Below are 13,012 nucleotides of genomic sequence, written 5' to 3' on the forward strand. Positions count from 1 at the left end.
GCTTCCGCCGCGACGACCGCCCGTCGGGTGGCTTCAACCGTGACAACGACCGTGGTGGCCGTTCTTTCGAGCGTCGTGACGAGCGTCCCTCGGGTTCCGGTGGCGGTTTCCGCCGGGACGACCGTCGTGACGGCGGCAGCGACCGTGGTGGCTTCCGCCGCGACGACCGCCCCTCCACCGGTCACCGAGGCAGCGACCGCCCCTTCAACCGCGACCGCCAGGGCGACCGCCCGGCCGGCGGCGGCTTCCGCTCCGGCGGCCACGACCGCCCGTCGTACGGCCACCGCGGCTCGGGCACGGGCACGGGTTCGGGCTCCGGCACGGGTTCGTCCTTCGGCCGCCGCGACGAGAAGCCGCGCTGGAAGCGCAACGGCTGATCGCTGACTGATCGCTGACTGATCGCCGAAGGGCCCGTACGACTCCGGTCGTACGGGCCCTTCGGCGTTGCCGCACCCGCTCCCCCTGCGCCGAGAAAATCCCAACTCGACTGTCATTAGCGGCTGTTACGCTCCGGCGCGGATCGATCATCCGGAGAAGAGCCGGCGATGAGCCGAACACAGGGGGAGTAATCCGTTGAATCCATTGGATCCGTTGAATCGTCATGCCTTCGTACGTTGCTCAGTCGCCGTGGCGCTCGCGGCCTCGGCCGTTGTCGCCGTGCCATGGGCCGCTTCCGCCGCGGAGAACCGGCCACCGTCCCGGCCCGCGCTGTCCGAACTGACCACGGCGGACAAGCCGTGCGTCGGCGGCGCGGACCGGCCGTACGTCGGAACGCTCCCGACGCTCGGGGCGGTTCTCCGCGACCCGGACGGGGGCCGGGTGACCGCCGAGTTCGAGGTGTCCTGGACGGACGGCTCGGGCGTACGGCAGGTGCGGAGTTCGGTCGGGACGATCGCCAAGTCCAGCGGCTCGGCGTTCAGCTGGACCGTGCCGACCGACGTGCCGGCTTTCACCGGGGTGAGCTGGCGGGTCCGGGCGAGCGACGGCACGCTGTGGGGGCCCTGGAGCTCCGACGGAGGCAGCGGAAGTTGCGAGTTCGTCTACGACAACGAGGCGCCCGCGAAACCCTCGGTGTCGTCGCCCGAGTACCCGGACGACACCGGGGCGTGGCACGACGGGGTGGGCGCCTACGGCACGTTCACCGTGGACTCCGCCTCGGACGACGCGGTGTCGTACCGCTACGACTTCCTCGGCGGGCCGCAGCTGACGGCCGTACCGGACGCGCCCGGCGGGCCGGTGGTCCTGCGCTGGCTGCCACAGTCGTCCGGCGTCAGCGGGCTGGAAGTCCAGGCCGTCGACCGGGCGGGCAACGTGAGCGCGTCCGCCAACTACCAGTTCCGGGTGAGCGAGGGCCGTACACCCGTCGCCGCCTGGAGGCTCGCGGACGCCGCCGGGGCGGGCGAGGCCTCGGCGGAGGCGGGCGGCAGGACCGCGACGGCGGGAGGCGGGGTCACGTTCGGCGCCGCCGGGCCGTCGCGGACCTCGGTGACCGGGGCCGTCGGCCTCGACGGGTCGGCCTCCGCCTATCTGATGAGCGGCGCGCCGGCTGTGGACACAGGCGGGGCCTTCTCCGTGAGCGCCTGGGTGCGGCCGGATGCCGCCGACGCGGACATGACGGCGGTCGGCCAGGGCGGGGCGGCCGGGTTCGAGCTGGGGACGCGGGACGGTGCATGGTCGTTCTCGGTGGGCGGCTCGGTCGTACGGGCCGGGGTGCCGGAGACCGGTGACTGGGCGCAGCTCACCGGGGTGTACGACCCGGTCGCCCGCACGGCCCGGCTGTATGTGAACGGACGGGCGGTCGGCACGGCCGAGAACGTCACCGCTTCCTCCGCGCCCGGGAACCTCCAGATAGGCCGCACGCTCGACGGAAGCGCCGGCGCGAGCGGGAACTGGCACGGTGCGCTGGCCGGCGTACGGGTGTGGGACCGGATCGTCGTCGCCGCCGAGGCGGCCGGGGCGGCGAAGCGGGCCACCGTGAGCGAGGGGTACTGGGCCCTCGACGAGGCGACCGGCGGCAGCAGCCCGGAACGGGACGGCGGGCGGCCACTGACGCTCGCCGGAGACGCGGCGATCTACCGCGACGACGTCCCCTGCGACTGGCTCGACCCGGACTGCCTGCCCGGGCAGTCCCCCATCTTCGGCTCCGGACACCTGCTGCTGGACGGCGACGGGGACTTCGCCGCGACGGACGGCCAGGGCATCGCCACCCGGGACAGCTTCTCGGTCGCCGCGCACGTACGGATCGACTCGGCGGCCCAGGACCGGCCGATGACGGTTCTGTCGGTGGGGGGCGCGGACAACTCCCTTGCCGAGGTGCGCTATTCGGGGGCCTCGCAGCAGTGGGAGGTGGCCCTGACAGACGCGAACGGGGAGCCGTTCACGCTCACCTCGCAGGCCGCGTGGGCCTCCCCGGACGACGTCCATCACCTGGCGCTCGTGTACGACGACGAGGCCGACGAGATCCTTTTCTACGCCGACGGGCAGCTGTCGGCGAAGGCGACGTCGTACCGGCCCGGCTGGACGGCGACGGGTGATCTGCAGGTCGGCCGGTCGCCGGGGGCGGACGGCTCTGGCGGCGCGGACGGCTCGGGTGGTTACCTGGCCGGAGCGGTCGACGAGGTGCACGTCTACGCGGGCGTGCTCAGCGCGACGCAGGTGGCTCAGCTGCGGGTCGGCGCCACGGACGTCTGACAGCGTGGCCGGGACAGATATGTTTTCGGCCAAATGAGTCCTCCTGTGACGCATGTCATACCCTCAGCGCGGGCATTGCTGGGGGCATGACAGATGACGTCAGAGTGAGTGGGCTGTCGGACGAGGAACGGCTCGCCCAGCTCGGTTACACCCAGGTCCTCGCCCGCCGGATGTCGGCGTTCTCCAACTACGCGGTCTCCTTCACGATCATCTCGGTCCTGTCGGGCTGCCTGACCCTGTACCTGTTCGGCATGAACACGGGCGGCCCGGCCGTGATCATGTGGGGCTGGGTCGCCGTAGGGCTCATGACCCTCTTCGTCGGGCTGGCGATGGCCGAGATCTGCTCGGCCTACCCGACCTCCGCCGGCCTGTACTTCTGGGCGGCCCAGCTGGCTCCCCCGCGTACGGCCGCCGCGTGGGCCTGGTTCACGGGGTGGTTCAACGTGCTCGGGCAGGTCGCGGTGACCGCCGGCATCGACTTCGGGGCGGCTTCCTTCCTGGCCGCCTACCTGAACCTCCAGTTCGACTTCGAGGTCACCCCGGGCAGCACGATCCTGCTCTTCGCGGGCATCCTCGTCCTGCACGGGCTCCTCAACACCTTCGGCGTACGCATCGTGGCCCTGCTCAACAGCGTCAGCGTGTGGTGGCACGTGGTGGGTGTGGGCGTCATCGTCGGCGCGCTGACGTTCGTACCGGACAAGCACCAGTCGGTGTCCTTCGTGTTCACGGAGTTCGTGAACAACACGGGCTGGGGGAGCGGGGTCTACGTCGTCGCCCTCGGTCTGCTGATGGCGCAGTACACCTTCACCGGGTACGACGCCTCCGCACACATGACCGAAGAGACGCACGACGCGTCCACGGCCGGCCCCAAGGGCATCGTCCAGTCCATCTGGACCTCGTGGATCGCGGGCTTCGTCCTGCTCCTGGGCTTCACCTTCGCCATCCAGTCGTACGACGGCGCCCTGAACTCCCCGACCGGCGTACCGCCCGCGCAGATCCTGCTCGACGCGCTGGGCGCGACCACCGGCAAGCTGCTCCTGCTCGTCGTCATCGGCGCCCAGCTGTTCTGCGGCATGGCGTCGGTCACCGCCAACTCCCGCATGATCTACGCCTTCTCACGCGACGGCGCCCTCCCCTTCTCCCACCTCTGGCACACGGTCAGCCCCCGCACCCGCACCCCCGTGGCGGCGGTCTGGCTGGCGGCGTTCGGCGCCCTGCTCCTGGGCCTGCCCTACCTGATCAACCTGACGGCGTACGCGGCCGTGACGTCGATCGCCGTGATCGGCCTCTACATCGCGTACGTCATCCCGACGCTGCTGCGGCTGCGCAAGGGCGAGGCGTTCGAACGGGGGCCGTGGCATCTGGGCCGCTGGTCGCGGGTGATCGGCGTGGTGTCCGTGGTCTGGGTGGCCGTGATCACGGTGCTGTTCATGCTGCCCCAGGTGGCGCCGGTCACCTGGGGCAGCATGAACTACGCCCCGATCGCCGTCCTGGTGGTCCTGGGGTTCGCGGCGCTGTGGTGGGTGACTTCGGCACGGCACTGGTTCCTCAACCCCGAACACGAGCGCACCCGGGCCCGGGACGCGGCTCGCAAGGGGGCACCCGAACCGGTCGATCCATAACGAGGCCGACCATTTCCGGCGCGGTTCACCGCCCTGGCCGTGGAGGGACCCGGCCGTGTCTCCGATACCCGATCGGAGTCGTGGCCGGGTCCGGCTATGCTCGGGGTTGCAACATCGCGGGGACCCTTAGCTCAATTGGCAGAGCAGTGGACTTTTAATCCATTGGTTGTGGGTTCGAGTCCCACAGGGTCTACGGACAAGCCCCAGTTCAGAGGACATCTGAGCTGGGGCTCGCGTCGTTCTCGGGGGCTGAGTGATCGTTAGCTGGCCCGCTGCTGGCCCGAGAGGGCGACGATCATGGATTCAGTCGTCTTCGCCGTAGGAGTCGCGCAGCCCGTCCACGTCGTTCACGAAGGCCTGCGCGCTTTCCAGCTTGCTGCCGAAGTCCACCGAGATCTTTGCGCTTCGGCTCGACCGGTATCTGGCGCTGACGGTGAGACCCAGTGCGGTGCCGCGTCGCACGAGGCGCTCAATATCGTCTTCCGGGATATCCGTGACGTCGAGATCGACGCTGCACTGAATGGTCTTCTTCAAGCCCACGACGCACCTCCAGGGGCTCAGCCCCATCATCAGTGTGCGCCCGCCACGGATCGCGTGCACATGGAGCGGCCCCGGCCGTGACGCGCTACGGCCGGGGCCTGGTCCCGCCCGCCCCCAGGTGTTCACGGGGTGCGGGGCGGGCGGGGGCTTCTGGTGTGGCAGGTACAGCCGCACTTCAGGACCATGATGGGCACCTCGTGCGCGGGCGCCCCCTCGCGGCGGATGACCTTCGGGCCGGTGCAGTAGTGGTGCGCACCGACCTGGCACTCGGGGGCTTTCTCGTCGACGCTCACGGCATGGGCTGGTCGGCGAACGGGACGAGGCCGTAGGACTCGCGGCACGGCCGGCAGGCGAACGCGCCACCGCCCGGGCCGCTGCCCTGCTCCTGGACCTGGATCAGCCGGACGCCCGACGCGTGCGCCTGGTGCCACGCGCAGTATCCGTAACTGCCATGGGTGTTCGAGGTGTCGGGGGTTTGCGTAGGCTCTGCCATGTCGACTCCAACCAGTCGTCCATACCCCGGGACCGTTTGCGCGGTTGCCGGGGTCCTCCAATCTGGTCAGGATCTTGTGACGCACGGTGTGAGTTCGATCCCCCACCGGTAATCTCACGGTGAGATGGTTTTCCATCCTGTTGTGGATATCCGGGGGCCGCGCCATGCCGACCGCACTCGACCCGATCGAACTGCCCGCCTGGGCATGGGAACGTGCCGATGTCAGACAGGCCCTGCGCGCGCGGGACATAGGCGCAGTGTTCCGGTACGTGCAGCAGTACGCCGGCGCCAGCCAGTCCCGCATCGCCGCGGCGGCGGGGATGACGCAGGCTCGCGTCAACGAGATCATCAACGGCCGCCGTGAAGTGATCCGTCTGGACGTGTACGAGCGGATCGCCGACGGCCTCCGCATGCCAGACGACGCCCGGCACCTGCTCGGCCTCGCCGCGAGCCGCGAGAAGCGCACCGGTGGCGCTGCATTCGACCTCGCCGCGTTCCCCGAAGTCGTCCGCGTCTACGCCGCCCAGAGCTCGGCCGCTGAGGAGATCCAGCAGCAGGCCCGCGAGGCGCAGGAGTTGGACGTTCTGGCCGTGCGCGGACTCGGTCTGATCGGGTTGAACGACAGCCTCCTGCGCGCCTGCCTGCCGCGCGAACAGGGAGGCAAGGGGCTCCGCGTCCGGGTGCTGCTCCTCGACCCGGACTCCGACGCGCTCACTCGGCGAGCGGCCGAGATCGGCGAGTCTGCCGAGTCCCTCGCCAGCGGAGTACGCCTGACGGAGGCCCGGTTGCGGGAGCTGCTCGCCGACGACTGCGACATCCAGGTGTACCGGTACCGCATGCTGCCCACTTGGCGGCTCATCCGCACGGACGCCACCCTGTTCGTCAGTGCCTTCGACGCCGGGTGGGAGGGGCACGAGAGCGCCACATACAAGGTTATGGAGACACCGCACGGGCCCCTGTTCCGAGGGTTCCGAAGGATGTTTGATGCTGTCATCGACGGCGCGCAGCGCACGGTCTGAGGAGAGAGGAACGGCCCGTGATCGAGGCTGAGCTGAAGGCCCGTGTCCACTCACCCGAGGCAGTTATGCGACAGCTCGACGAGCGAGCGACGGCCCGCGTCGAGATCTACCAGGACTCGTACTACGACCGGCCGGACGGCGCGTTGGAGAAGTCGGGTGAGGAGCTGCGGGTGCGCACCGTCCACGGTGCGGACGGGACCCGCACGGTTCTCACGTTCAAGGGCGCGGCGGTCGACGAGGCTTCTGGGTCGAAGCCCGAGCATGAGACCCGTGTCGAGGACTCCGAGGCAGCCCACGCGATCCTGCGCGGCCTGGGTTACGTGCCGTTCATCGTGTTCGACAAGCGGTGCCGCAACTACGACTTCGAGGCCCGCGGCCGGCAGATGCTCGCCACCCTCGTCCGCGTCCCCGAGATCGACGGGACGTTCCTGGAGATCGAGACCATCGTCGACGAGGACGACGTGCGTTCGGCCCTCGATGACATCCGCGCTGTACTGGCGGAACTCGGCATCGGCTCCGAGGAACTGACGCGCGAGCTTTACACGGACGCGGTCGCCGCTCAGCGACGCTGACCCCGGACATGACGAAGCGCCCCCAACCACGGTCGTGGTGACCGTGGTTGGGGGCGTCGTCATACGTACTCGCGGCGGGTCGGGTCGAGGCCTGCGGAGAGCAGGCCACCACCGCTGGGTTCTGGGTCGGGCGCTCCGTTCTTGCGGCAGACGAGGGCGTCGGGGTCGTAGCTCGGGGCTTGGAGGTTGTAGCCGTCGGGGCAGGTCTGCCCGTCGCGGCCGTCCTGTCCGTCGGTGCCGGGTGGCCCCTGCTCGCCTTGTGGGCCTGCCGCGCCGGGGTCGCCCTGCGGCCCGGCAGGTCCTGGTGGTCCGGCAACGCCGTCGCTGCCCGGGGTACCTGCGCCGCCGGTCGGGCCCGGGGAGCCGACACCATCCTCGCCGTCGCTGCCGTTCTGGCCGGGTGAACCCGTAGGGCCTGGCGATCCAGGGTCGCCCTGGGGTCCGCGCGGCCCGGGGATAGGCACGGGCACCTCGGTCCGGTCGTCCAGGTCCTCGACGGCCTGGCTCGGGTCGGGTGCCTTCGGAGTCTCACCGGCCGCCTGGACTTGGGCGCGCAGAACACGCACGTCGCCAGCCAACGTACTTACCGCGTTGCCGCGCCGGTCGGCTTCGTCGGCGAGCTGGCTGTACCAGGACCAGCCGATGACGGCCATGCCGGACAGGGCGAGGAGCCAGCAGAACACGGCGATCCACCGCCAGCGCCCGGCGAGTGCCCGTTCGGTACGGGTCACGGGTCGCCTCCCCTCTGGATGATGTCGACGCGGAGGCGGGCGATCGTCTCCTGGTCGGTGACGCGCTGGGTGAGCAGGGTTTCGATCCGGGTGTTCCGCTCCGCCAGTTCCTTGCGCAGGCCGTCGCGTTCTTCCTGGATCTGGTCGATCTCCGAGTTCATGCGGGTGGTTGCGTTCTCACCGCGCTTGCCGAGGTACGCCACCACCGAGCCGGACAGCACCCCGACGAGCGCGATCACGCTGCCGATGGTGGTGACGTCCAAGGTGGCTCCCTACAGGTCGCGCTGGGTGGTGCCCGCCTGCCGGTTGGGCACGGCGTAGGTGATGCCCCACGCGCCGAGGACAGCGAGCGCCATGGTGACGCCCTCCCCGGTGGTGATCACGTTGTCCTGCGCGGCCGTGACCGCGGCGGCGGACCCGGCCGCGATACCGGCGATGAGCGACTTCGCGAAGCTGGCGATCTTCATGGGTCAGTTCCCTTCGGTGAGTGCGTCGCCGAGCCGGTCGAGCGCGGCGTTCGCGCCTGCCTCGGCGGCGGCCTGGATCTGCTCGGCGGTGATTCCGCCGGCGCCACCCACTGCCGCGGTGAGTGCGGTCACCGCGCCCTGGAGCGCGCCGATCTGCGCGGTGGTCGCGGCGTACTTGGCGTCGCCGAAGCGCAGGAACGTCCCTGCCGTCCGCGCAGGGTTCGTGCCTTCGGCTGCGGTCGGAGAGTCGAGCAGGTACGCCCAGTTCTCCTTCGCCGACGCCTTGGCGATCTTGTTGATTTCCGCATCGGTCAGCGGCACGTCGTCCTCCTCGGGGGTGGTGGTTCCGGCCGCGCGGGCGACGATGCCCGGGAACACGACCTCACGGAACTGCTTGATGCGGGCAGGCCCAGGGCAGGCGTGCCCGTTCGGATTCCAGGCGCTGTACTGCGCGTGCCAGCCGAACCCTGGATCGTCCGCGCTGCGGCACAAGCGCAGCGGGATCGCGTGCGCCGGGTGCTGGTGCGCCCACACGCCGACGCGGATGAGCTTCTCGACCTGCTCGTCCGTCCATGGGTCGGTGGCGTGCAGGTTGGATGCGGTCTCGATCGAGATGGCGCCCGTGCCGTCCGGCCGCAGGTTCGCCGCCGCGTTCGCATCCGCGCGGGTCTCCGTGCCGACGTACTGCGCGAGGTCGCCCGCGTAGCCGAGGCCGAAGTGGCTTTCGAGGTTCGTCGAGTCGTGCCAGTACTCGTACGTCCGCTGAGCCGTCCACGTCGCCGCCAGCGAATGCACGATCAACTGCGTCGGACGGATCGCTGGCTGATCGTCCGACTCCGGCTGCAACTCCAACCGGGTCGCGCCCGGATACCAGGCCATGTGACCTCCAGGGATGACAAAAGCCCCGGCCTGCTGGCTCGGGGCGAGGTGGGGTGGGTCGAGATGGGTCAGGAGAACTCTGGCTGCGGGTCTAGCAGGGTCGCGGAGACGAGCGTCATGTGCTGTCCACATAGGCCGCACTCGACGACGACAATGCCGCCGTTGGAGTAGCAGGGGTTCACCGTGAACTCCTTGCCGTGGTTGGCGCAGGCCTCGTTGTCGTCGCGGGCGACGACGGAGTACCAGAGCGCGGGCTCGAAGACGGGCGTGCTCACAGGCCGATCACCATCCAGTTCACGAAGGTTTGCGTGGTGTTGGTGCGGGTGGCCCACACGGTCAGACCCGAGGCGGTCACCGAGGTGGCGCTCGCGCCGGTGACCTGCGATCCGGGGCTGGTTGTGGTGGCCACGGCGTAGCCGAGGAACGTGCTGCCCTTGACGCTGAGGCCGGTGACGGTCACCGAGGTTGGGGTGTTCGCGGCGGACGGTGTGATGGCGGCCTGGCCGAAGGCGAAACTTCCCGCGGTCAGGATCCCGGTGACGTCGAAGCCGCACTCGCCGCCGTTCTCGCTCTGCAAGTAGGCGTAGGGCGTCTGGCCCAGGAAGACCGATTCCAGTCTCAGCAGGGCCTGGTGGTCGGTAGAGGCGACCGCGCCCGAGGACAGGGTGAGGTCGGAGTACTGGTAGGCGTCGCTGTCGTAGAAGACGCGGCCCGGTACCTGGACGAGGTCGTTCTCGACGGGCCGGAACGCGAGTTCTCCGGCGCCGAGGTAGGACGAGATGTTGAGGGGGCTCTGCAGGCCGCGGGTCCACAGGCCGCCCGCTCCGCTGTCGTCGGGGGCGAGTTCGGCGAGCAGGACCGTTCCGTCCGCCGAGTACAGGCGGATGTTGCTGGCGGTCGCCGACCCGAGGCGGCGGGCCGCCCGCAGCTCGGTCATCTGGCGTTCGAGGGCGACCAGGCGGCGGGCGAGGCTGGTGGCGTCGGCGGGCAGCTGGTCGAGCTGTCGGGGCATCAGCTCTCCTCCACGAGGATCGGTCGGACGCGGTCGGCGCCGGCGTCCAGTTCCCAGGCCCAGCAGCGGGCCGTCATGTCGGCGCCGGCGGGGTGGCGGGGCGAGGTCTCGACGGCCAGGTGGATGCTGTCGCCCAGGCCCCAGTCCTGGCCCAGACGCGGGGCGCGGGAAGCGACCGCCTCGACGGACCACACCTGGGCGCCCTGCGCCATCAGCGCCAGGGACCGGGCGGCGTGCGCCTCCAACTGGTCGGGGTCCGTCACGCCCGTCGCGGGGGTGAACCGGTATTCCCAGCGCGGCCAGCCGTTCGCGATCAGCACGGTCGCCACGTGCGGCGACGAGGTGAGACGCGAGATTCCCTCGCCTTCACCGCGTGCGACGACGACGGTGGCGCCCTTGCCCGCCTCGTAGGACTCGGCGAGCGTGTAGGAGGCGACGCAGCCCGGGAAGTCGAACGTCACCGCGGTCGCGGTGTGCAGGCCGACTGCGGGCCGGACCCGCAGGGGGAATTCGAAGCCGTTGTGGGCGGCGTTCCAGGTGACGTCGATGGTCCACTCGGGGCCGCCGTCCATGCCCATGAGTTCCTGGAGGCAGGACAGGATCGTTTTGTCGTCGCCGTCCTGGGTCAGGTAGTCCAGCGTCGTCCCGGTGGCGGGGGCGTCGATGACCAGCGGCGGCCCGTCGGTAAGCGCGGGGGTGACGAGCGCGGTGACGACGGCGGCTTGGTCGGCTCCGATGAGGGTCTGGGTGCCGGGGTAGCGGCCGTCCAAATACCGTTCCAGGGTGGCGGCGCCGAGCTGCACGCTCTGGCCGCTGCCTCCTTCCCTCGACACGACGGCGCCGGCCCACAGCGGGGTGTCGGTGGTGGTGTCGACGGCGACCAGCAGCGTGGCGCCCGGAGCAGTAGCCTCCGCCCACCCCCTCGGAGCGCCGGGCAGGGTAAGGGTCGCCTGCAAGGTGGTGAGGTCGCCGAGCCTGCGGGCCAGGGCTCCGGACGGGGTGAGGGCGGGCAGGTCCTCGACGATCCCGCCGGTCTGCAAATCGCAGCCGAACCAGGCCAGGGTGACGGCGCTCATCCGGCGATCGGCTCCACCGCGAGCTGCCCGTCCGACACGCGCGTCACCGAGCCGATCGTGCCTGCCGCGGACACCTGGTAGACCGGCGTGATCGTGAGGGAGGCGCCCGGAGTCAGCCCGGACAGGACGTACACCCGGCTGGCATACGTGCGGGCTCCGATCGTGGTCACCGAGTTCTTCTCGGAGGCGCCCATGGTGGATGCGCCGGTGGCCCGCCACGATGCCCATGCCGTCGCGCTGCCGGAGACGGTGTTCGCGACGGCCGCGCCGATCGTCACCCGCACCTGCCCCGAGGGCGGCACAATCACCGTCACGGGCGGCCACTGGCCGGCGGTGAAGTCGACGAAACTGCCGGTCGTGAACGAGCCCGGCATGCTGATCTGGTCGGATGTCGCCACGGCCAGGGGTGACACGGTCTGCCACGCGGTGCCGTTCCAGCGGCGCAGGTTGCTGCCGTCGTCGTAGTACTGGCCGGTGTACGGGCTGGACGGGGCCGTAGTGGCGGGCAGGATGCCGCCCGGCGCCACCGTGTTCGGTCGCACCGTGAGGGATACGGAGGCGGTGCCGCCGTTCGACACGGACAGCACAGTGATCGTGGCGAGCGGCATGTAGATGACCGTGCCCGCCGGAGTCGGTGCGACCGGCGATCCGGACGGGGTGCCGGCCAGGTAGACGATGTCCGCCTTGTTGAGGCCGGACGCGTCAACGCTGTTGTCCCACACCCGCAGATACACCAGGTCGATGCGGTTGAGGGTGGCGTGCGCGGCGGTGTAGGTGCCCGGGGACACCGACGAGGGGAACGCCACCCGGTAGATGCCCTGCCCGGCGTAGGCGACAGCAGCCACGCCCGCGCTGCAGTTGATGGTCGTACCGGCCAGGGTGACGGTCAGGCCCGGGTCGCCGGGGCGCACCCCGGACCGGGAACCGAGCGCGGTCCCGCTGCCCATCACGAGCATGCTGTCCGCGTTGCGGGCCTCCAGCCCGGAGAACGTCAGGGTGTCGATGGCCCACGGGTCTACCGGCATACCGGCCTCCTCACATCCATGCCGAGCGCCAGGCGGCGGTCAGCATCGCGGTCGCGTTGTAGGTGCCGGACTGGAACTGGTAACTGACGGACGAGCCGGCGGGGATGACGGGCCAGCCCCCGGAAACGGTCATGAACCGGCGCCTCGACACCCCACCGGCCAGGAGGACGGTCCGCGCGTCGGTGTCGATGGTCAGGACGTCCCCGGTGACCAGGTCCAGGGAGTACAGGAGCTGGCGCACAGTGCCGTCCGGGTACAGGGCGGCGATGACGGGGGCGACGACCGGCCCGGTGATGGTGAGGACCGGGCGGGTATCCACGGTCCCCGAGTTCACGGCGTTGATGAGGCCGGCCACGGTCGTTGCCGAGAAGGCGAGGGGGAACGCGGCCGGGAGGGCGAGCCCGCCGGTGGTGGACGGCAGCGCGGTCGTGCCGGTGGACAGGGTGGTGCTGTAGCGGCGCGGATCCTGCGCGGTCACCATCACGGAGTACGTCGCCGTGGTGTCGGTGACGTACTGCATGAGCGGCTTTCCGCTGCGGCGCACGGTGGCCTGCTTCGCCACCGTTTCCCACACGGTCAGCACGGTGTCGGTGAGGGCGGCGGCGGCCCGCAGCCGCTCCATCGCCGCCTCCAGGAGGTCCTGCGACGGGGCGACGATGGTCCCGGCCAGGGTGATGGGGCGTGAGCCGAGGTAGACCGGGGACGCCCAGGCGCCGTGGTCGGCCTCGCGGTCGGTGTACTCCGCGCGGACCTCGGGGCTGTCCCAGCCGTCCAGGCTCTGGAGGAACCAGGCGGTGCCGTCGGAGTCGACGGCACCCAGGTTCACGCTGCCCAGGCTCGCCCTGAGGCCGTCCAGGGCGGCGCCCGGCGTGTACGGCATACCGA

The 13,012-nt window shown here is 70.5% G+C and carries 16 protein-coding genes, 1 tRNA gene and 1 pseudogene; 6 read left to right on the forward strand and 12 right to left on the reverse strand.

Annotated elements, in window-relative coordinates; translation table 11 throughout:
- From PV734_RS12660 to PV734_RS12675, 4 genes and pseudogenes are all read left to right on the forward strand, one after another.
- Positions 1-377 (forward strand): annotated as a pseudogene (locus tag PV734_RS12660) (RNA helicase); the annotation flags it as partial.
- A gap of 250 nt (positions 378-627) precedes the next feature.
- On the forward strand, positions 628-2,691 hold the full coding sequence (locus PV734_RS12665; protein ID WP_319289491.1) for a LamG domain-containing protein: 2,064 nt from the start codon (positions 628-630) through the stop codon (positions 2,689-2,691).
- A gap of 86 nt (positions 2,692-2,777) precedes the next feature.
- The gene (locus PV734_RS12670) at positions 2,778-4,313 is read left to right on the forward strand and encodes an amino acid permease (protein WP_319096446.1); all 1,536 of its coding nucleotides are present in this window, start codon (positions 2,778-2,780) and stop codon (positions 4,311-4,313) included.
- 120 nt (positions 4,314-4,433) lie between these two features.
- Positions 4,434-4,506, forward strand: a tRNA-Lys gene (locus PV734_RS12675).
- A 110-nt stretch (positions 4,507-4,616) separates the two neighbouring features.
- Here PV734_RS12675 and PV734_RS12680 read toward each other — a convergent pair.
- From PV734_RS12680 to PV734_RS12690, 3 genes are all read right to left on the reverse strand, one after another.
- Entirely contained in the window at positions 4,617-4,847 is a 231-nt protein-coding gene (locus PV734_RS12680) for a hypothetical protein (protein ID WP_319289492.1), read from the reverse strand.
- A gap of 128 nt (positions 4,848-4,975) precedes the next feature.
- Entirely contained in the window at positions 4,976-5,146 is a 171-nt protein-coding gene (locus PV734_RS12685) for a hypothetical protein (RefSeq protein ID WP_319289493.1), read from the reverse strand.
- Positions 5,143-5,346, reverse strand: a complete 204-nt coding sequence (locus tag PV734_RS12690; RefSeq protein WP_319289494.1) for a hypothetical protein — start codon at positions 5,344-5,346, stop codon at positions 5,143-5,145. Before PV734_RS12690 ends, PV734_RS12685 begins: the two co-directional genes overlap by 4 nt.
- A gap of 164 nt (positions 5,347-5,510) precedes the next feature.
- Here PV734_RS12690 and PV734_RS12695 point away from each other — a divergent pair, with 164 nt between their 5' ends.
- Positions 5,511-6,365, forward strand: coding sequence for a helix-turn-helix transcriptional regulator (locus PV734_RS12695; RefSeq protein WP_319289495.1), 855 nt, complete (start codon positions 5,511-5,513; stop codon positions 6,363-6,365).
- A gap of 17 nt (positions 6,366-6,382) precedes the next feature.
- The gene (cyaB, locus tag PV734_RS12700; RefSeq protein WP_319289496.1) at positions 6,383-6,937 is read left to right on the forward strand and encodes a class IV adenylate cyclase; all 555 of its coding nucleotides are present in this window, start codon (positions 6,383-6,385) and stop codon (positions 6,935-6,937) included.
- Positions 6,938-6,996: 59 nt separating this feature from the next.
- Here the strand turns inward: cyaB and PV734_RS12705 are convergent, their stop codons facing one another.
- The 9 genes from PV734_RS12705 to PV734_RS12745 form a co-directional block, all read right to left on the reverse strand.
- Positions 6,997-7,668, reverse strand: a complete 672-nt coding sequence (locus PV734_RS12705) for a collagen-like protein (protein WP_319289497.1) — start codon at positions 7,666-7,668, stop codon at positions 6,997-6,999.
- A complete protein-coding gene (locus PV734_RS12710; protein WP_319289498.1) occupies positions 7,665-7,931 on the reverse strand; it encodes a hypothetical protein in 267 nt (88 codons plus the stop codon). Before PV734_RS12710 ends, PV734_RS12705 begins: the two co-directional genes overlap by 4 nt.
- 9 nt (positions 7,932-7,940) lie before the next feature.
- Complete coding sequence (locus PV734_RS12715; protein WP_319289499.1) at positions 7,941-8,135, reverse strand: hypothetical protein; 195 nt, start codon at positions 8,133-8,135, stop codon at positions 7,941-7,943.
- 3 nt (positions 8,136-8,138) lie between these two features.
- Positions 8,139-9,014, reverse strand: coding sequence for an N-acetylmuramoyl-L-alanine amidase (locus PV734_RS12720; RefSeq protein ID WP_319289500.1), 876 nt, complete (start codon positions 9,012-9,014; stop codon positions 8,139-8,141).
- Positions 9,015-9,082: 68 nt separating this feature from the next.
- Complete coding sequence (locus tag PV734_RS12725; protein ID WP_319289501.1) at positions 9,083-9,289, reverse strand: hypothetical protein; 207 nt, start codon at positions 9,287-9,289, stop codon at positions 9,083-9,085.
- Positions 9,286-10,026: a hypothetical protein gene (locus tag PV734_RS12730; protein ID WP_319289502.1), complete on the reverse strand. Its 741-nt coding sequence runs from the start codon at positions 10,024-10,026 to the stop codon at positions 9,286-9,288. Before PV734_RS12730 ends, PV734_RS12725 begins: the two co-directional genes overlap by 4 nt.
- Positions 10,026-11,102, reverse strand: coding sequence for a hypothetical protein (locus tag PV734_RS12735; protein WP_319289503.1), 1,077 nt, complete (start codon positions 11,100-11,102; stop codon positions 10,026-10,028). Before PV734_RS12735 ends, PV734_RS12730 begins: the two co-directional genes overlap by 1 nt.
- Positions 11,099-12,127 (reverse strand): hypothetical protein, encoded by a 1,029-nt coding sequence (locus tag PV734_RS12740; protein WP_319289504.1) that lies wholly within the window; start codon positions 12,125-12,127, stop codon positions 11,099-11,101. Before PV734_RS12740 ends, PV734_RS12735 begins: the two co-directional genes overlap by 4 nt.
- Before the next feature lie 10 nt (positions 12,128-12,137).
- The gene (locus tag PV734_RS12745) at positions 12,138-13,007 is read right to left on the reverse strand and encodes a phage distal tail protein (protein ID WP_319289505.1); all 870 of its coding nucleotides are present in this window, start codon (positions 13,005-13,007) and stop codon (positions 12,138-12,140) included.
- Positions 13,008-13,012: the final 5 nt, after the last annotated feature.

The organism is Streptomyces sp. AK08-02 (genome assembly GCF_033795085.1).
Classification (GTDB): Bacteria; Actinomycetota; Actinomycetes; order Streptomycetales; family Streptomycetaceae; genus Streptomyces; species Streptomyces echiniscabiei.

Excerpts from the sequence above, each read along its gene's own strand:
- PV734_RS12720 (WP_319289500.1), bottom strand. The coding sequence starts at position 9,014 with ATGGCCTGGTATCCGGGCGCGACCCGGTTGGAGTTGCAGCCGGAGTCG.
- PV734_RS12690 (WP_319289494.1), bottom strand. The coding sequence starts at position 5,346 with ATGGCAGAGCCTACGCAAACCCCCGACACCTCGAACACCCATGGCAGT.
- PV734_RS12730 (WP_319289502.1), bottom strand. The coding sequence starts at position 10,026 with ATGCCCCGACAGCTCGACCAGCTGCCCGCCGACGCCACCAGCCTCGCC.
- PV734_RS12745 (WP_319289505.1), bottom strand. The coding sequence starts at position 13,007 with ATGCCGTACACGCCGGGCGCCGCCCTGGACGGCCTCAGGGCGAGCCTG.
- PV734_RS12670 (WP_319096446.1), top strand. The coding sequence starts at position 2,778 with ATGACAGATGACGTCAGAGTGAGTGGGCTGTCGGACGAGGAACGGCTC.
- PV734_RS12715 (WP_319289499.1), bottom strand. The coding sequence starts at position 8,135 with ATGAAGATCGCCAGCTTCGCGAAGTCGCTCATCGCCGGTATCGCGGCC.
- PV734_RS12735 (WP_319289503.1), bottom strand. The coding sequence starts at position 11,102 with ATGAGCGCCGTCACCCTGGCCTGGTTCGGCTGCGATTTGCAGACCGGC.
- PV734_RS12695 (WP_319289495.1), top strand. The coding sequence starts at position 5,511 with ATGCCGACCGCACTCGACCCGATCGAACTGCCCGCCTGGGCATGGGAA.
- PV734_RS12740 (WP_319289504.1), bottom strand. The coding sequence starts at position 12,127 with ATGCCGGTAGACCCGTGGGCCATCGACACCCTGACGTTCTCCGGGCTG.